28 protein-coding genes are annotated in these 15,570 nt (G+C 53.4%); all 28 read right to left on the bottom strand.

All coding sequences use genetic code 11. From position 1 onward, the window contains the following. Positions 1-28: 28 nt before the first annotated feature. The 28 genes from rpmJ to rpsL all read right to left on the bottom strand — a co-directional run bounded on the left by rpmJ (position 29) and on the right by rpsL (position 15,453). A complete protein-coding gene (rpmJ, locus tag GH659_RS04115) occupies positions 29-142 on the bottom strand; it encodes a 50S ribosomal protein L36 (RefSeq protein WP_153109494.1) in 114 nt (37 codons plus the stop codon). Positions 143-212: 70 nt separating this feature from the next. Further along, positions 213-431 (bottom strand): translation initiation factor IF-1, encoded by a 219-nt coding sequence (gene infA / locus GH659_RS04110; RefSeq protein ID WP_153109493.1) that lies wholly within the window; start codon positions 429-431, stop codon positions 213-215. A gap of 1 nt (position 432) precedes the next feature. Beyond that, positions 433-1,758: a preprotein translocase subunit SecY gene (secY, locus tag GH659_RS04105; protein WP_153109492.1), complete on the bottom strand. Its 1,326-nt coding sequence runs from the start codon at positions 1,756-1,758 to the stop codon at positions 433-435. 20 nt (positions 1,759-1,778) lie between these two features. After that, complete coding sequence (gene rplO / locus GH659_RS04100; RefSeq protein ID WP_153109491.1) at positions 1,779-2,213, bottom strand: 50S ribosomal protein L15; 435 nt, start codon at positions 2,211-2,213, stop codon at positions 1,779-1,781. Between the two features lies 1 nt (position 2,214). Continuing rightward, positions 2,215-2,397, bottom strand: coding sequence for a 50S ribosomal protein L30 (rpmD, locus tag GH659_RS04095; protein WP_153109490.1), 183 nt, complete (start codon positions 2,395-2,397; stop codon positions 2,215-2,217). A gap of 3 nt (positions 2,398-2,400) precedes the next feature. Continuing rightward, a complete protein-coding gene (gene rpsE / locus GH659_RS04090; protein ID WP_153109489.1) occupies positions 2,401-2,925 on the bottom strand; it encodes a 30S ribosomal protein S5 in 525 nt (174 codons plus the stop codon). A gap of 28 nt (positions 2,926-2,953) precedes the next feature. Then, positions 2,954-3,310, bottom strand: a complete 357-nt coding sequence (gene rplR, locus GH659_RS04085) for a 50S ribosomal protein L18 (protein ID WP_425499977.1) — start codon at positions 3,308-3,310, stop codon at positions 2,954-2,956. A gap of 10 nt (positions 3,311-3,320) precedes the next feature. Beyond that, the gene (gene rplF, locus GH659_RS04080; RefSeq protein WP_153109488.1) at positions 3,321-3,854 is read right to left on the bottom strand and encodes a 50S ribosomal protein L6; all 534 of its coding nucleotides are present in this window, start codon (positions 3,852-3,854) and stop codon (positions 3,321-3,323) included. Positions 3,855-3,863: 9 nt separating this feature from the next. Beyond that, the gene (rpsH, locus tag GH659_RS04075) at positions 3,864-4,259 is read right to left on the bottom strand and encodes a 30S ribosomal protein S8 (RefSeq protein ID WP_153109487.1); all 396 of its coding nucleotides are present in this window, start codon (positions 4,257-4,259) and stop codon (positions 3,864-3,866) included. 15 nt (positions 4,260-4,274) lie between these two features. Beyond that, a complete protein-coding gene (rpsN, locus tag GH659_RS04070) occupies positions 4,275-4,580 on the bottom strand; it encodes a 30S ribosomal protein S14 (protein ID WP_153109486.1) in 306 nt (101 codons plus the stop codon). A gap of 7 nt (positions 4,581-4,587) precedes the next feature. Beyond that, positions 4,588-5,127, bottom strand: coding sequence for a 50S ribosomal protein L5 (gene rplE / locus GH659_RS04065; RefSeq protein ID WP_153109485.1), 540 nt, complete (start codon positions 5,125-5,127; stop codon positions 4,588-4,590). Positions 5,128-5,137: 10 nt separating this feature from the next. Next, positions 5,138-5,455, bottom strand: coding sequence for a 50S ribosomal protein L24 (gene rplX / locus GH659_RS04060; RefSeq protein WP_153109484.1), 318 nt, complete (start codon positions 5,453-5,455; stop codon positions 5,138-5,140). Between the two features lie 9 nt (positions 5,456-5,464). Next, positions 5,465-5,833, bottom strand: coding sequence for a 50S ribosomal protein L14 (gene rplN, locus GH659_RS04055; protein ID WP_153109483.1), 369 nt, complete (start codon positions 5,831-5,833; stop codon positions 5,465-5,467). 126 nt (positions 5,834-5,959) lie between these two features. After that, positions 5,960-6,223, bottom strand: coding sequence for a 30S ribosomal protein S17 (gene rpsQ, locus GH659_RS04050; RefSeq protein ID WP_153109482.1), 264 nt, complete (start codon positions 6,221-6,223; stop codon positions 5,960-5,962). Continuing rightward, positions 6,220-6,414 (bottom strand): 50S ribosomal protein L29, encoded by a 195-nt coding sequence (gene rpmC, locus GH659_RS04045; RefSeq protein WP_153109481.1) that lies wholly within the window; start codon positions 6,412-6,414, stop codon positions 6,220-6,222. The genes rpsQ and rpmC overlap by 4 nt, the downstream gene beginning before the upstream one ends. Positions 6,415-6,416: 2 nt before the next feature. Continuing rightward, entirely contained in the window at positions 6,417-6,830 is a 414-nt protein-coding gene (gene rplP / locus GH659_RS04040; RefSeq protein WP_153109480.1) for a 50S ribosomal protein L16, read from the bottom strand. Then, positions 6,814-7,608 (bottom strand): 30S ribosomal protein S3, encoded by a 795-nt coding sequence (gene rpsC, locus GH659_RS04035; protein ID WP_153109479.1) that lies wholly within the window; start codon positions 7,606-7,608, stop codon positions 6,814-6,816. The genes rplP and rpsC overlap by 17 nt, the downstream gene beginning before the upstream one ends. 9 nt (positions 7,609-7,617) lie before the next feature. After that, the gene (rplV, locus tag GH659_RS04030; RefSeq protein ID WP_153109478.1) at positions 7,618-7,947 is read right to left on the bottom strand and encodes a 50S ribosomal protein L22; all 330 of its coding nucleotides are present in this window, start codon (positions 7,945-7,947) and stop codon (positions 7,618-7,620) included. A gap of 10 nt (positions 7,948-7,957) precedes the next feature. Further along, positions 7,958-8,233, bottom strand: coding sequence for a 30S ribosomal protein S19 (gene rpsS / locus GH659_RS04025; RefSeq protein WP_153109477.1), 276 nt, complete (start codon positions 8,231-8,233; stop codon positions 7,958-7,960). A gap of 13 nt (positions 8,234-8,246) precedes the next feature. Then, a complete protein-coding gene (gene rplB / locus GH659_RS04020; protein ID WP_153109476.1) occupies positions 8,247-9,074 on the bottom strand; it encodes a 50S ribosomal protein L2 in 828 nt (275 codons plus the stop codon). Then, positions 9,074-9,376: a 50S ribosomal protein L23 gene (rplW, locus tag GH659_RS04015; RefSeq protein WP_153109475.1), complete on the bottom strand. Its 303-nt coding sequence runs from the start codon at positions 9,374-9,376 to the stop codon at positions 9,074-9,076. Before rplW ends, rplB begins: the two co-directional genes overlap by 1 nt. Further along, positions 9,373-9,993, bottom strand: a complete 621-nt coding sequence (gene rplD, locus GH659_RS04010; protein WP_153109474.1) for a 50S ribosomal protein L4 — start codon at positions 9,991-9,993, stop codon at positions 9,373-9,375. Before rplD ends, rplW begins: the two co-directional genes overlap by 4 nt. Further along, positions 9,993-10,634: a 50S ribosomal protein L3 gene (gene rplC / locus GH659_RS04005; RefSeq protein WP_153109473.1), complete on the bottom strand. Its 642-nt coding sequence runs from the start codon at positions 10,632-10,634 to the stop codon at positions 9,993-9,995. Before rplC ends, rplD begins: the two co-directional genes overlap by 1 nt. Positions 10,635-10,746: 112 nt before the next feature. Continuing rightward, the gene (gene rpsJ, locus GH659_RS04000; RefSeq protein WP_153109472.1) at positions 10,747-11,058 is read right to left on the bottom strand and encodes a 30S ribosomal protein S10; all 312 of its coding nucleotides are present in this window, start codon (positions 11,056-11,058) and stop codon (positions 10,747-10,749) included. A gap of 82 nt (positions 11,059-11,140) precedes the next feature. Beyond that, positions 11,141-12,331 (bottom strand): elongation factor Tu, encoded by a 1,191-nt coding sequence (gene tuf / locus GH659_RS03995; RefSeq protein WP_153109461.1) that lies wholly within the window; start codon positions 12,329-12,331, stop codon positions 11,141-11,143. A gap of 25 nt (positions 12,332-12,356) precedes the next feature. Beyond that, positions 12,357-14,450, bottom strand: a complete 2,094-nt coding sequence (fusA, locus tag GH659_RS03990) for an elongation factor G (RefSeq protein ID WP_153109471.1) — start codon at positions 14,448-14,450, stop codon at positions 12,357-12,359. A gap of 63 nt (positions 14,451-14,513) precedes the next feature. Next, entirely contained in the window at positions 14,514-14,984 is a 471-nt protein-coding gene (gene rpsG / locus GH659_RS03985; RefSeq protein WP_153109470.1) for a 30S ribosomal protein S7, read from the bottom strand. Between the two features lie 91 nt (positions 14,985-15,075). Beyond that, positions 15,076-15,453, bottom strand: a complete 378-nt coding sequence (gene rpsL, locus GH659_RS03980; protein WP_153109469.1) for a 30S ribosomal protein S12 — start codon at positions 15,451-15,453, stop codon at positions 15,076-15,078. Positions 15,454-15,570 lie beyond the last annotated feature (117 nt).

Raw genomic sequence — 15,570 nt, 5'->3', positions numbered from 1 at the left:
ATACCGACTATCAGATTTAGTCTGACAATCAACCTTGACGTTGCTTGTGACGTGGATCGGAACAGATCACGCGAACAACGCCATTTCGCCGAATGATTTTGCATTTACGGCAGATGCGCTTAACAGATGCCAGCACTTTCATTGATTTACTCCTCGTTCATGGCATTAGGCGCAGCCAGCCCTTTGCCGAGTAGATTACTGCGTAGAGATCTTTACTTGGCTCTAAAAACGATTCGAGCCCTGCTTAGGTCATAAGGTGTTAGTTGAACAGTCACTTTATCCCCGGGCAAAATCCGGATGTAATGCATTCGCATTTTCCCCGAAATAAACCCTAGGACAACATGTCCGTTATCAAGCTTTACTCTGAAAGTCGCATTGGGGAGGTTTTCCAAAACCTCACCTTGCATTTCGATCAAATCTTCCTTAGCCATGCTATTTTGCGGGCGCCCCGGCCCCCTTAAAGTTCGCCTTTTTCAGGAGGCCCTCATATTGGTGCGACATCACATATGCCTGAACTTGACTCATGAAGTCCATGGTAACAACGACGATAATCAGCAAAGACGTACCACCAAAGTAAAACGGAACGTTCCACTTCAGAATCAGGAACTCTGGCAACAAACAGACCAGTGTAATATAGCCAGCCCCGATTAACGTTAGTCGCATCAATATTTTATCAATGTAGCGTGCCGTCTGATCGCCAGGACGGATTCCAGGGACGAATGCGCCGCTTTTTTTCAAGTTATCGGCGGTTTCTTTCGAATTAAAAACAAGCGCCGTGTAAAAAAAGCAAAAGAACACTATCGCCGCCGCGTACAACATCACATACACGGGCTGACCAGGAGAGAGTCCGCCAGCGATATCTTTAAGCCAGCGCATAGACTCCGTCTGCCCAAACCATCCGGCAACCGTCGCGGGGAAAAGAATAATCGAAGATGCGAAAATAGGAGGAATCACACCGGCCATGTTGAGTTTGAGTGGCAAATGCGAGCTCTGGCCACCGTAAATCTTGTTGCCGACTTGGCGCTTAGCATAATTGACCAGAATCTTTCGTTGGCCACGCTCGACGAAAACCACAAAAGCCGTGACAGCAACGACCAGCACGCTAATGAACAGAGCGGACAAGGGATGCATGGCACCGGTTCGTACGAGCTCAAGCAGACCACCGATTGAATTCGGCAACCCAGCGGCGATACCGGAAAAGATCAAAATCGAAATTCCGTTGCCGAGCCCCCTCTCGGTAATCTGCTCCCCCAACCACATAAGAAACATGGTTCCGGTCAACAACGTTACCACCGTAACCAAGCGGAACAGCATTCCAGGTTCTGGAACCAAGCCTGGCTGCGACTCTACCGCAATAGCGATGCCAACCCCTTGAAACAGCGCCAGCACCACCGTTCCGTAGCGAGTGTATTGCGTTATTTTTCGGCGCCCGGCCTCACCCTCTTTTTTCAGAGCTTCTAGCTGCGGACTCGCATGAGTCATCAACTGCATGATAATCGAGGCTGATATGTACGGCATAATCCCAAGGGCGAAAATCGTAAACCGACTTAATGCTCCGCCTGAGAACATATTGAACATGCCGAGGATACCGCCTTGCTGCCTATTAAAGAGTTCGGCAAGCGCTTGCGGATCGATACCGGGAACGGGGATGTGCGCACCAATACGGTATACAACCAAAGCCCCAAGCAAGAAAAACAGGCGACGTTTTAGGTCGCCGTATTTGCCACTCTTGCCAACTTGTTTAGTATTGGTTGCCAAAAAATTCACCGTAATGAAATTTAGTCAGCGATGCAGCCACCGGCCGCTTCAATCGCGGCTTTCGCGCCCTTCGTGGCCCCGACCCCTTTTAACACGACTTTGCGGCCAATCGCACCCGAGAGGACAACCTTCGCCGACAAGGCATGAATCGAAACAAGATTTGCTTGCTTGAGAGCAAGCAGATCGATCTCATCGAAGGGCAAATCGTTAATTTCAGAAAGGCGAACTTCCACGTTACGGGCGTTTGTCATAGAAACAAAGCCGCGCTTCGGCAGACGACGCTGCAATGGCATCTGCCCACCTTCGAAACCAACCTTATGGAAGCCTCCGGCACGCGACTTTTGGCCTTTGTGCCCACGCCCGCAAGTTTTGCCGAGACCAGAGCCGATTCCACGCCCAACACGCCGCTTAGCATGCTTTGCGCCTACACCCGGCTGAATTGTATTGAGTTCCATCTCATCCCTCACTCTTCAGAAGGTACGAAACCTTATTAATCATTCCACGAACCGCCGGAGTATCAACCAGTTCGGAACTACTATTGAGCCGCCTTAAGCCAAGCCCCTTTACAGTCGCTCTATGCGACTGCTTGGTGCCGATCAGACTCTTGACCAGCGTGACCTTAATTTTCTTTTCGGACATGGATTACCCCAAAATCTCTTCGACAGTCTTACCACGCTTGGCAGCAATTTCCGCCGGCGTGCTCATCGTCTGCAGACCATTGATCGTCGCCCGCACAATGTTGTAAGGGTTGGTAGACCCGTGAGCTTTCGCGACCACGTTGGTCATCCCCATCACATCAAACACCGCACGCATCGCACCGCCAGCGATAACCCCGGTTCCTTCGGGCGCGGGCTGCATCATCACTACTGAAGCGCCATGACGTCCAACAACCGTGTGATGCAAGGTACCGCTTTTGAGACTGACCTTGACCATCTTCCGCCGAGCTTCTTCCATAGCTTTCTGCACGGCCACGGGAACCTCTCGCGACTTCCCCTTGCCCATACCGATACGCCCGTCACCATCACCGACGACCGTGAGGGCTGCGAAGCCGAGAATCCGACCACCTTTTACCACTTTGGTAACCCGGTTGATCGAGATCATCTTTTCGCGCAAGCCATCATCAGGCTTATCAGCTTGCTGCGCTTTTTTACTTTGTGGTTTTGCCATTACTAACTCCGATCCTTATCACGATCCGTCAGAACTTCAGACCAGCTTCGCGAGCCGCTTCCGCAAGCGCCTTGACGCGCCCGTGATACTGAAACCCACTGCGATCAAATGCCACTTGCTCGACGCCGGCCTGCTTAGCGCGCTCGGCAATCAACTTGCCGATAACGACGGCAGCCGCCACATTCCCACCGTTCGCAACATCTTTGCGAACATCAGGCTCAAGCGACGACGCTGCGGCGAGAACTTTTGAACCACATGCCGTAAAGATCTGGGCATAGATATGACAGTTAGTACGAAATACAGACAAGCGCAGTGATTTCAGCTCCGCGATCTTGAGCCGGGTTTTACGCGCTCTGCGCAGACGCGCCGTGTTCTTGTCAATCATTTATGTCCCTTTACTTCTTTTTCGTTTCTTTGATGACGACTACTTCATCGACATAACGGACACCCTTGCCTTTGTATGGCTCAGGCTTGCGATAGGCGCGAATCTCCGCAGCCACTTGCCCGACGCGCTGCTTGTCGACACCTTTGATAACGATCTCTGTCTGCGAAGGAGTCTCGCACTTGACACCGGCAGGCATCTTATGGGCAACAGGATGGGAAAAACCGAGCGAGAGATTCAGAACATCACCCTGTGCTTGCGCACGATACCCAACACCAACCAGCGACAGCTTCTTCTCAAAGCCCTTGCTGACCCCGGCGACCATGTTGGCGACAATCGCGCGAACAGTACCGGAAAGCGCATTGGCATTCTGAGCACCCTCCACCGGCTTGCACAACAAAACACCTTCAGCCTTTTGCACTTCAACGGCTGGGTTTGCTGCCATCGAGATGGCACCCAAGGGCCCCTTTACGACAATTTCACTGACACTGACCGCAACATCCACTCCTTGCGGAAGCACGATCGGATTCTTAGCGACGCGTGACATACTCCCCCCTTACGCGACGATACAAAGAACTTCGCCACCGGTATTGCTGGCGCGAGCTTTGCGGTCCGTCATAACCCCCTTGGGGGTAGACACAATCGCCACTCCCAAGCCATTCATAACACGGGGAATATCATTCGCCCCTTTGTAAATACGCAGACCAGGCTTTGAAACCCGATCAATCCGCTCGATAACGGGACGACCGGCGTAATACTTCAGACCAATTTCCAACGTCGCCTTACCGACAACTTCGCGCACAACAAACTCTTCTATATAGCCCTCATCCTTCAGGACCTTGGCAATCGCCACTTTTACCTTCGACGAAGGCATTTCCACCGCCTCTTTATTCGCCGCTTGCGCGTTGCGAATACGCGTCAGCATATCGCCGATCGGATCGCTCATACTCATATCGTTCTCTCCCGCTTACCAGCTAGCCTTGGTCATACCAGGGACTTCGCCACGCATAACGAAATCACGCAATTTGCTACGACCCAACCCGAATTTACGATAAACACCACGCGGACGCCCAGTCAACTTACAACGATTGCGAAGGCGCACTGGACTCGAATTCCGCGGCAACCCCTGAAGCTTCAGACGCGCCTCATAGCGCTCTTCTTCACTAAGGGACACATCATCAATCACAGTCTGCAACTCGGCACGCTTAGCGGCGTATTTTTCGACCATCTTGCGCCGCTTCTCATCGCGGTTGATTAATGCAAGTTTCGCCATGTTCGCCTCAGTTCTTGAAAGGGAATTTAAAGGCCGCAAGCAACGCGCGCGCCTCATCATCGGTCTTCGCCGTGGTAGTGACACTAATATTCATACCACGCAAAGCATCGATCTTGTCGTATTCGATTTCAGGGAAAATAATCTGCTCCCTGACACCCATGTTGTAGTTTCCGCGACCGTCAAAACCTTTTCCGGAAATACCACGAAAATCCCGAACGCGTGGCAGCGCAACAGAAACCAAACGATCAAGAAATTCATACATGCGAGGACCCCGAAGCGTAACCATACAACCGATCGGATACCCATCACGAATCTTGAAACCAGCGATAGACTTTCTAGCCTTCGTAACAACCGGCTTTTGACCAGCAATCTTGGTCATATCTCCGACGGCATTTTCCAAAACCTTCTTATCGGAAACCGCCTCGCCAACACCCATATTCAGAGTGATTTTTGTGATACGAGGAACTTGCATCGCGGACTTGTAGCCGAACTTTTGCGCCAGCTCTTGCACTACAGAATTCTTATAAAACTCAAACAAACGTGCCATATGGATCCCCTCACGCCCCGATCATTTCGCCATTTGACTTGAAAAACCGGACTTTCTGCCCATCCTCAAGCACCTTGAAACCAACGCGATCAGCCTTTTGCGTTGCCGGGTTAAAGAGCGCCACATTTGAAACATGGATCGGCATGTCTTTTTCAACAACACCACCCACAACCCCTTTAACCGGATTGGGCTTCACATGCTTTTTGGCGCGCGCAACACCGTCCACGACAACCTTATCGAGACCAACCCGTGCAACAACCGTCCCGCGCTTGCCCTTATCCTTACCGGCAATCACGACGATCTCGTCACCCTTACGAATCTTTTCCATAGCAGCCCCTTACAACACTTCCGGTGCCAGAGACACGATTTTCATGAAGCGCTCACTACGCAGCTCACGGGTAACCGGCCCAAAGATACGGGTACCAATCGGTTCAAGCTTGTTATTGAGAAGCACCGCGGCATTCCCATCGAACTTAACCAAGGAGCCATCGGGACGGCGAACGCCTTTTGCCGTACGAACGACAACAGCATTATACACATCACCCTTTTTCACTCGGCCGCGAGGAGCAGCATCCTTGATACTCACCTTGATAACATCGCCAACAGTCGCATAACGACGCTTCGAGCCACCCAGGACCTTAATACACATAACTGAACGTGCGCCCGTGTTATCGGCCACATCCAGAACAGTTTGCATCTGAATCATCTATATCTCCAACTTATCCCGCTACGCGGTCAGTCTTGGATCCCGTACGGGAAAAGAAACCGCAACCCTGACGGATGCGGCAGCGAAAAAAGGAGGATTATATCCTCCTTTTTATAAAACGCAAGATTAAATAGCGACTGCTTTTTCGAGCAGCTTGCTAACTACCCATGCCTTTGTTTTCGACATCGGGCGGCTTTCTTGAATTTCTACAAGATCACCAGCTTTCGCCTCGTTTGCTTCGTTATGCGCATGATACTTGCTGGAGCGCACGATGATCTTGTTGTACTTCGGATGCTTGACTCGACGCTCAACCAAGACCGTAACCGTCTTGTCCATCTTGTCGCTAACAACCCGGCCGATGAGAGTACGCTTGCTAGTCGCCTCGCTCATTGCTGCACCACCTTTTCCCGAAGTATGGTACGAACACGCGCAATATCCCGTCGCACCTTTCCAATCTGACTGTGATTGCCGAGTTGTTGCGTTGCGTGCTGCATGCGCAAGCCGAACTGCGCCTTCAACAACTCCAACAGTTCCTTATTCAACTCGTCAACGCTTTTATTTCTAAGTTCAATGGCTTTCATCTTTACCCCACCATTCGCGTCACGAAAGTCGTCGGAATCGGCAGCTTCGCCGCGGCCAGTGCGAACGCTTCACGCGCAAGCGACTCAGCAACTCCATCCATCTCATACAAGACCTTACCCGGCTGAATTTCGGCAACGTAATACTCCGGATTTCCTTTGCCGTTACCCATTCGAACTTCAGCAGGCTTCTTGGAAATCGGCTTATCCGGGAAGACGCGAATCCAGATCCGCCCACCCCGCTTAATGTGGCGCGTCATCGCGCGACGCGCCGCCTCGATTTGCCTTGCAGTCAGACGGCCCCGACCAATGGCTTTCAGTCCGAATTCGCCGAAGCTAACCTTGACGCCACGAGTCGCCAGCCCAGCATTCCGGCCCTTTTGCTCTTTCCGGTATTTCCTTCTAGTTGGTTGCAGCATCAGTCGCTCCTGCCTTTCTAACTCGTTTCACTGGCGCCTTGTTCTCCGAATCCGTCCCAACTTCACCCTTAGGCTTGGGAGCGCGACGTGGCTTACGCGCCTGCTCGTCACCAACAGAAGCGTCAGCCTCGACATTTACCTGTTCGTTACGATTTAGAACCTCGCCCTTGAATACCCAAACCTTCACGCCGATGATGCCGTAAGTGGTCAGCGCCTCGGAAGTTGCGTAATCAATATCGGCGCGCAGAGTGTGGAGCGGCACACGCCCCTCGCGATACCATTCACGGCGGGCGATTTCCGCCCCGTTAAGACGGCCGGAACTCATGATCTTGATACCTTGAGCACCGAGACGCATGGCGTTTTGCATAGCACGCTTCATTGCGCGCCGGAACATGATTCGCTTCTCGAGCTGCTGCGTGATCGAATCCGCGATCAGTTGAGCATCAAGCTCCGGCTTGCGGATTTCTTCAATGCTGACATGAACGGGCACGCCCATGATCTTCTGCAACGAAGCGCGTAGATGGTCAATTTCCTCGCCCTTTTTCCCGATAACAACCCCGGGACGGGCAGAGAAAACCGTAACCCGCGCATTCTTCGCTGGACGTTCAATAAGAACGCGACCAACGGAGGCATGCTTGAGCTTTGCCTTAAGGAATTCGCGAACCTTCACATCTTCCGCGAGCATACCCGCGAATTTCTTACTATCCGCATACCACCTTGACGACCAGTCGCGGGTAACTGACAGCCGAAAGCCGGTCGGATTAATTTTTTGTCCCATTAGGTTACCTCAGTTTCCGACGGTCAGAAAAATGTGGCATGTGGGCTTCACGATCCGGTTGCCACGCCCTTTGGCTCGAGCGGTAAACCGCTTCAGCATTACGCCCTTCTCGACGTAAATTGTCTTGACCTTCAACTCATCAATGTCCGCGCCATCGTTGTGTTCGGCGTTTGCAATCGCAGACTCCAAAACTTTCTTGATGATGCCGGCCCCTTTTTTCGGGCAAAACTCCAGGATATTGAGAGCCTGGTCAACTTTCTTACCGCGGATTAGATCGGCAACCAAACGACCTTTTTGGTCGGACAGCCGAACACCGCGCAAAATTGCACGCGTTTCCATACCCATTCCTTTACTTCTTCGCCTTTTTGCCGGCAGTGTGCCCTTTGAACGTGCGGGTCAGAGAAAACTCGCCAAGCTTGTGGCCAACCATGTTTTCGGTGACATACACAGGAATATGCTGCTTACCGTTATGAACGGCGATAGTCAGCCCGACAAAATCAGGCAGAACGGTTGAACGCCGCGACCACGTCTTGATTGGTCGTTTGTCGCTCGTGGCGCGCACTGCCTCAACTTTTTTCAGCAAATGGGCATCGACGAACGGGCCCTTTTTAACAGAACGTCCCATAGTTCTCTACCCCTTACCGTTTATGACGACGCTGCACGATCATGGAATTCGTGCGCTTGTTGCTGCGAGTCCGGAAACCCTTGGTCTTAATACCCCACGGAGTAACCGGTGCCATACCAGCCGCAGTACGACCTTCACCACCGCCGTGAGGGTGATCAACCGGGTTCATGACAACACCCCGAACAGTCGGCCGAACACCACGCCAGCGCATCGCACCAGCCTTGCCGATCGAGCGAAGACTGTGCTCTTCATTGCCGACTTCACCGATCGTCGCCCGACACTCGACGTGAACCCGGCGAATTTCACCAGACCGCAATCTGACCTGCGCGTAAACCCCCTCGCGAGCGAGAAGCTGGGCCGACGTACCCGCTGAGCGAGCAAGCTGCGCCCCCTTATTCGGCACCATTTCGACACAGTGAATCGTAGTACCCACCGGAATGTTACGAATGGGCAAAGCATTACCGGCCTTGATCGGCGCTTCGGAGCCACTCATGATCTGCTGGCCGACGACCATTCCCTTGCACGCAATAACGTAACGCCGCTCACCGTCTGCGTAGCAAAGCAACGCAATATTCGCGGTACGGTTCGGATCGTATTCCAGCCGCTCAACCTTCGCGGGAATTCCATCCTTATTACGCTTGAAATCAACGACACGATAACGCTGCTTGTGCCCACCACCCTGATGACGGGTCGTCACATGTCCGTTATTGTTGCGACCAGCCTTTTTCGACTGCGACTCAACGAGCCCAGCAAACGGCGCTCCTTTATGGAGTTCCGGATTAACCAGTTTGACGACCGCACGCCGCCCCGGAGAGGTCGGCTTAACCTTAATGAGCGCCATTACACAGACCCTCCATCAACAAAATTGATTTCCTGGCCCGCTTTCAGCCCGACATAGGCCTTTTTCCAGTCTTTACGTCGCCCCATCGAGCGACCAAAGCGCTTCTGCTTGCCTTTCACATTAGCGACCTGAACCGATTCAACCTCAACCTTGAACAACAGTTCGACCGCCGCCTTAATCTCGGGCTTCGTTGCATCGGGAGAAACACGGAAAATCACTTGCTGGTTCTTGTCAGCAACAAACGTGGCTTTCTCGGAAATCTGCGGCGCAAGCAAAACTTGCATCAGACGTTGTTGGCTCATCCCAGCATCTCCTCAATCTTCGACAGCGCGCCTTTAGTCATCAGCACTTTCGGGAAGCGAACCAGTGACACCGGATCAGCCTCACTCGCCTCAAGCACCAATACATTCGGAAGGTTACGCGACGCCAAATAAACATTCTCATCAAGAAGATCGGTCACCACGAGCACAGACTCATAGCCCATACCTTTAAGCTTGCCGGAGAACATCTTTGTTTTCGGCGCATCAACGCTTAGCGACTCAACAATCGCCAAACGATCCTCGCGAACCAACTGCGACAAAATCGAAGCCATACCGGCCCGATACATTTTCTTGTTCAGCTTTTGACTAAAGTTCTCGTCGGGCGAATTCGGGAAAACCCGACCGCCACCGCGCCACAGCGGCGAGGAAGACATACCAGCCCGCGCACGACCGGTGCCTTTTTGCCGAAACGGTTTAGCCGTCGTGTGCTTAACTTCTGCACGCCCCTTCTGCGCGCGATTTCCGCTGCGCGCATTGGCCTGATAAGCCACGACCACCTGATGAATCAGCGCTTCGTTATATTCACGCCCGAACAACACATCAGAAGCCTGGACTCGAGACGCCTCCTGGCCCTGCTCGTTAATCAGCTTGAGTTCCATTACGCCCCCTTCACCGCAGGACGCACAACCAAATCGGACCCCTTGGATCCTGGAACGGCGCCTTTTACCAACAACAATTGACGAACAGCATCAACGCGAACCACCTCGAGATTCTGCTGCGTACGCTGCACATCGCCAAGATGCCCCGCCATCCGCTTACCCGGGAAAACACGCCCCGGATCCTGGTTCATACCGATCGAACCGGGCGCGTTATGCGAGACAGAGTTACCATGACTAGCGCGCTGCGAACTGAAGTGATGACGTTTAATACCGCCAGCAAAACCCTTACCGATGGTCGTCCCGGTCACATCAACCTTTTGCCCCACGGCAAATATCTCAACGGTAAGACTGTCGCCAGCCTTAAACGAAGAAAGCTCAGCCTCGGCTACCGAAAATTCCTTCATCACCGAACCAGCTTCGACACCGGCTTTAGCCAGATGGCCAGCCAACGACTTATTGACGCGCGAAGCACGACGGGTACCAAACGCCACCTGAACAGCAGCGTACCCATCCACTTCTGGCGTTTTTATCTGGGCGATACGGTTATTCGACACATCGAGCACAGTTACCGGGACAGAAACCCCATCATCGGTAAAAATGCGCGTCATGCCGACCTTGCGCCCAACAAGGCCTAGAGTCATGATTATTCTCCTCTTGCCAGCTACGATTGGCTGGCGAGCACTACATGGAAAAAAAGGTGGCCACCACATGGCGCCACCACGAAAAGAGGCGGATTATAGCCGCCCCCCCCTCTTACTGCAACTTGATTTCGACATCCACACCAGCGGGAAGATCCAACTTCATGAGGGCATCCACCGTTTTGTCCGTCGGATCGACAATATCCATCAGGCGAAGGTGCGTCCGAATTTCGAACTGATCGCGCGATGTCTTGTTGACGTGCGGCGACCGCAGCACGTCGAAACGCTGAACTCGAGTCGGGAGGGGCACTGGACCACGAACAACAGCACCGGTGCGCTTAGCCGTTTCGACGATTTCTTGAGCCGACTGATCGATCAGCCGATAGTCGAATGCCTTGAGACGGATGCGGATTTTTTGGCTTTGCATTTGAATTCCAAAGAGCGAAAGTACGATTGTGTGCTGCAAAAAAGGAGGGGCATGCTATCACACCCCTACACGTAAAGAGAAATTACTCGATAATCTTGGCGACGACGCCGGCACCAACGGTACGACCACCTTCGCGAATCGCGAAGCGCAGACCGTCTTCCATGGCGATCGGGCAGATCAGCTTGACCGTCATCGAGATGTTGTCACCCGGCATAACCATTTCCACACCTTCCGGCAGGGCGATGGCACCCGTCACGTCCGTGGTACGGAAGTAGAACTGCGGGCGGTAGTTGTTGAAGAACGGGGTGTGACGACCACCTTCGTCTTTCGACAACACGTACACTTCACCCGTGAAGTGGGTGTGCGGGGTGATCGAGCCTGGCTTGGCCAGAACCTGGCCGCGCTCAACATCTTCACGCTTGGTGCCGCGCAGCAGAACGCCGACGTTGTCGCCTGCCTGACCTTGGTCGAGCAGCTTGCGGAACATTTCAACACCGGTACAGATGGTCTTGACGGTGGGCTTGATACCGACGATTTCGATTTCTTCGCCAACCTTGACGATGCCGCGCTCAACACGACCGGTGACCACGGTACCGCGGCCCGAGATGGAGAAGACGTCTTCGATCGGGAGCAGGAAGGGCTTGTCAACCGCACGTTCCGGCGTCGGAATATAACTGTCGAGCGCGTCGGCCAGACGGAAGATGGCGGCTTCGCCAATTTCGCTCTGGTCGCCTTCGAGCGCCTTGAGGGCGGAGCCCTTGATGATCGGCACGTCGTCGCCCGGGAAGTCGTACTTGGAAAGAAGCTCGCGCACTTCCATTTCAACGAGTTCGAGCAGCTCTTCGTCGTCCACCATATCGCACTTGTTCAGGAAGACGATGATGTAAGGCACGCCCACTTGGCGAGCCAGCAGGATGTGTTCGCGGGTCTGCGGCATGGGGCCGTCAGCGGCCGAACACACCAGAATGGCGCCGTCCATCTGGGCGGCACCGGTAATCATGTTCTTGACGTAGTCGGCGTGACCCGGGCAGTCAACGTGAGCATAGTGACGGGTCGCCGTTTCGTATTCAACGTGCGCGGTGTTAATGGTAATACCTCGCGCCTTTTCTTCCGGCGCCGCATCAATCTGGTCGTAGGCCTTCGCCTCACCACCAAACTTCTTCGACAGAATCGTCGTGATCGCCGCCGTCAGCGTCGTCTTGCCATGGTCAACGTGACCAATCGTGCCGACGTTTACGTGCGGCTTCGTACGTTCAAATTTTGCCTTAGCCATTTAATTTCTTCCTATGAACCAAATATCACTTTTTGTTGATGACAGCTTCAGCGACGTTTTTGGGCGCCTCAGCGTAGTGCTTGAATTCCATCGAGTAAGTAGCACGCCCCTGCGACAAAGAACGTACCGTTGTCGAATAGCCAAACATCTCGGCGAGAGGAACTTCAGCCTTAATAGCCTTCAAATTACCCGGCAGATCTTCCATACCCTGAACGATACCGCGACGTCCCGAGAGGTCGCCCATGATATTACCCATGTACTCCTCCGGCGTTTCGACCTCGACCGCCATCATCGGCTCAAGCAACGTCGGTTGCGCCTTCCTCATGCCGTCCTTGAAGGCCATCGAGGCCGCCATCCGGAAAGCATTTTCGTTCGAGTCAACGTCATGGTACGAGCCATCGAACAGCGTGAACTTGATATCCACAACCGGGAAGCCGGCCAGAACACCACTCTTGATCGAGTCCTGCAAGCCCTTGTCAACAGCTGGAATGTATTCGCGCGGAACAGTACCGCCCTTGATCGCATCGACGAACTCATAGCCCTTGCCCGGCTCGTTCGGTTCAACCTTGAGCCAAACGTGACCGAACTGACCACGACCACCGGACTGTTTGACGAACTTGCCCTCCTGCTCGACCGACTTCTTGATGCACTCGCGGTAGGCAACCTGTGGCGCACCGACGTTAGCCTCAACGCCAAACTCGCGCTTCATACGATCAACGATAATTTCGAGGTGAAGCTCACCCATGCCGGAGATAATCGTCTGCCCCGACTCCTCGTCCGAGCGCACGCGGAACGACGGATCTTCCTGGGCAAGACGGCCTAGCGCGATACCCATCTTTTCCTGGTCAGCCTTCGTCTTCGGCTCGACGGCAATATGGATAACCGGCTCCGGGAAAACCATGCGCTCTAGAGTGATCACCGACTCCGGATCGCACAACGTCTCGCCAGTCGTAACCTCCTTAAGGCCGACACACGCAGCGATATCGCCAGCAAGAACTTCCTTGATTTCCTCGCGGTTGTTAGCGTGCATCTGCAGTACGCGACCGATCCGCTCCTTGCGCCCCTTGACCGGGTTGTAGATGGTATCGCCGGAATTCAGCACGCCCGAATAAACACGCACAAAGGTCAACTGACCAACATAGGGGTCAGTCATCAGCTTGAAGGCAAGCGCGGAAAACTTCTCTTTGTCATCAGCCTTGCGCGTCGCTTCCTTGCCATCCTCGTCCTCGCCAGCAACCGGCGGAATATCGACCGGCGACGGGAGAAACTGAATAACGGCATCAAGCATGCGCTGCACGCCCTTGTTCTTGAACGCCGTACCGCACAGCATCGGCTGGATTTCGCAGGCAATGGTGCGCTGACGAAGACCGGCAATAATATCTTCCTCGGACAGATCCCCCGCCTCGAGGTACTTGTCCATCATCTCTTCAGACGCTTCAGCAGCGGCCTCGACCATCTGCTCGCGCCAAGTCTGCGCCTCGTCCTTCAGATTACCGGGAATATCCTCATAGGAAAACTTCATACCCTGAGAGGCCTCGTCCCAGATGATCGACTTCATCTTTATCAAATCGACGACGCCGGTGAAGCTATCCTCAGCACCGATTGGAATCACAACCGGAACGGGATTCCCCTTCAAGCGCGTCTTCATCTGCTCGACGACCTTGAAGAAGTTCGCGCCCTGGCGGTCCATCTTATTCACGAACGCGAGACGCGGCACCTTGTACTTATTGGCCTGGCGCCATACCGTTTCCGACTGCGGCTGAACACCACCGACCGCACAGTAAACCATACAGGCACCGTCGAGAACCCGCATCGAGCGCTCAACTTCAATAGTGAAGTCAACGTGCCCCGGAGTATCGATAATATTGAATCGATGCTCGGGGAACGACATATCCATGCCCTTCCAGAAGCAGGTAGTTGCAGCCGAAGTAATGGTAATACCACGCTCCTGCTCCTGCGCCATCCAGTCCATGGTAGCCGCACCGTCGTGCACCTCACCAATCTTATGATTAACGCCCGTATAGTAAAGAATACGTTCGGTCGTCGTAGTTTTCCCAGCGTCGATGTGAGCACTAATACCGATATTACGGTAACGCTCGATAGGGGTTTTGCGAGCCACTTTTTACCTTACGAAATAATGTAGAAGCGCCTGCAGACTGCAGGCGCCAAAATCAACCGTGGATTAGAACCGGAAATGCGCAAACGCCTTGTTGGCATCCGCCATACGATGCACTTCATCTCGTTTCTTTACCGCACCCCCGCGATTCTCAGCCGCCTCAAGCATTTCAGCGGCCAGACGCTGATCCATCGACTTCTCCGAACGCTTGCGAGCGGACTCCCGGAGCCAGCGCATCGCCAGCGCCATACGCCGACTGGGACGCACCTCGACAGGAACCTGATAATTAGCACCGCCGACCCGGCGGCTTTTAACTTCGACCAATGGCTTGACATTACCCATCGCGAGATTAAAAACCTCAATAGGATCTTTCCCGCCCTTGGCAGAAATAATATCAAACGCACCGTACACAATACGCTCAGCGACCGACTTTTTGCCGCTCATCATAATCGTATTAACAAACTTGGAGACTTCAACACTACCAAACTTCGGATCCGGCAGAATATCGCGCTTCGGCACTTCACGACGACGTGGCATACAAACCTTTCTATTATCAATTCAGCTGACAGGCATAGCGAACCACACCCATCACAGCCACCCAAAAGATGACCACTTACTCAGACAGCTATCAAGCCGCCTTAGGACGCTTTGTTCCGTACTTGGAACGGCTCTGCTTACGATCCTTGACACCCTGCGTATCCAAGGAACCGCGAACCGTGTGATAACGCACGCCAGGCAAATCCTTCACACGACCACCACGAATCAAAACAACGGAGTGCTCCTGGAGATTGTGACCCTCACCACCGATATACGAGATCACCTCAAAGCCATTCGTAAGACGAACCTTACAAACCTTCCGCAAAGCGGAATTCGGCTTCTTTGGCGTCGTAGTGTAGACGCGAGTACAAACACCCCGCTTCTGCGGGCAGTTTTCCAGAGCCGGAACCTTGCTCTTGCTAAGCACAGCCTCGCGAGGCTTGCGCACAAGCTGATTAATTGTTGGCATATCTCAACCTTGATTTAAACAGGATCCGGAGAAAAACCCGATTTCCTGAAAATACCGGCGAACCCGAGCAACCACGAGCACGCCGATGCATTTTTTATAAAAAGCATGGGCAATGAT

This window comes from Propionivibrio limicola (assembly GCF_009469695.1).
Taxonomy (GTDB): domain Bacteria; phylum Pseudomonadota; class Gammaproteobacteria; order Burkholderiales; family Rhodocyclaceae; genus Propionivibrio; species Propionivibrio limicola.
This window is presented reverse-complemented; position numbering and strand designations above follow the sequence as displayed.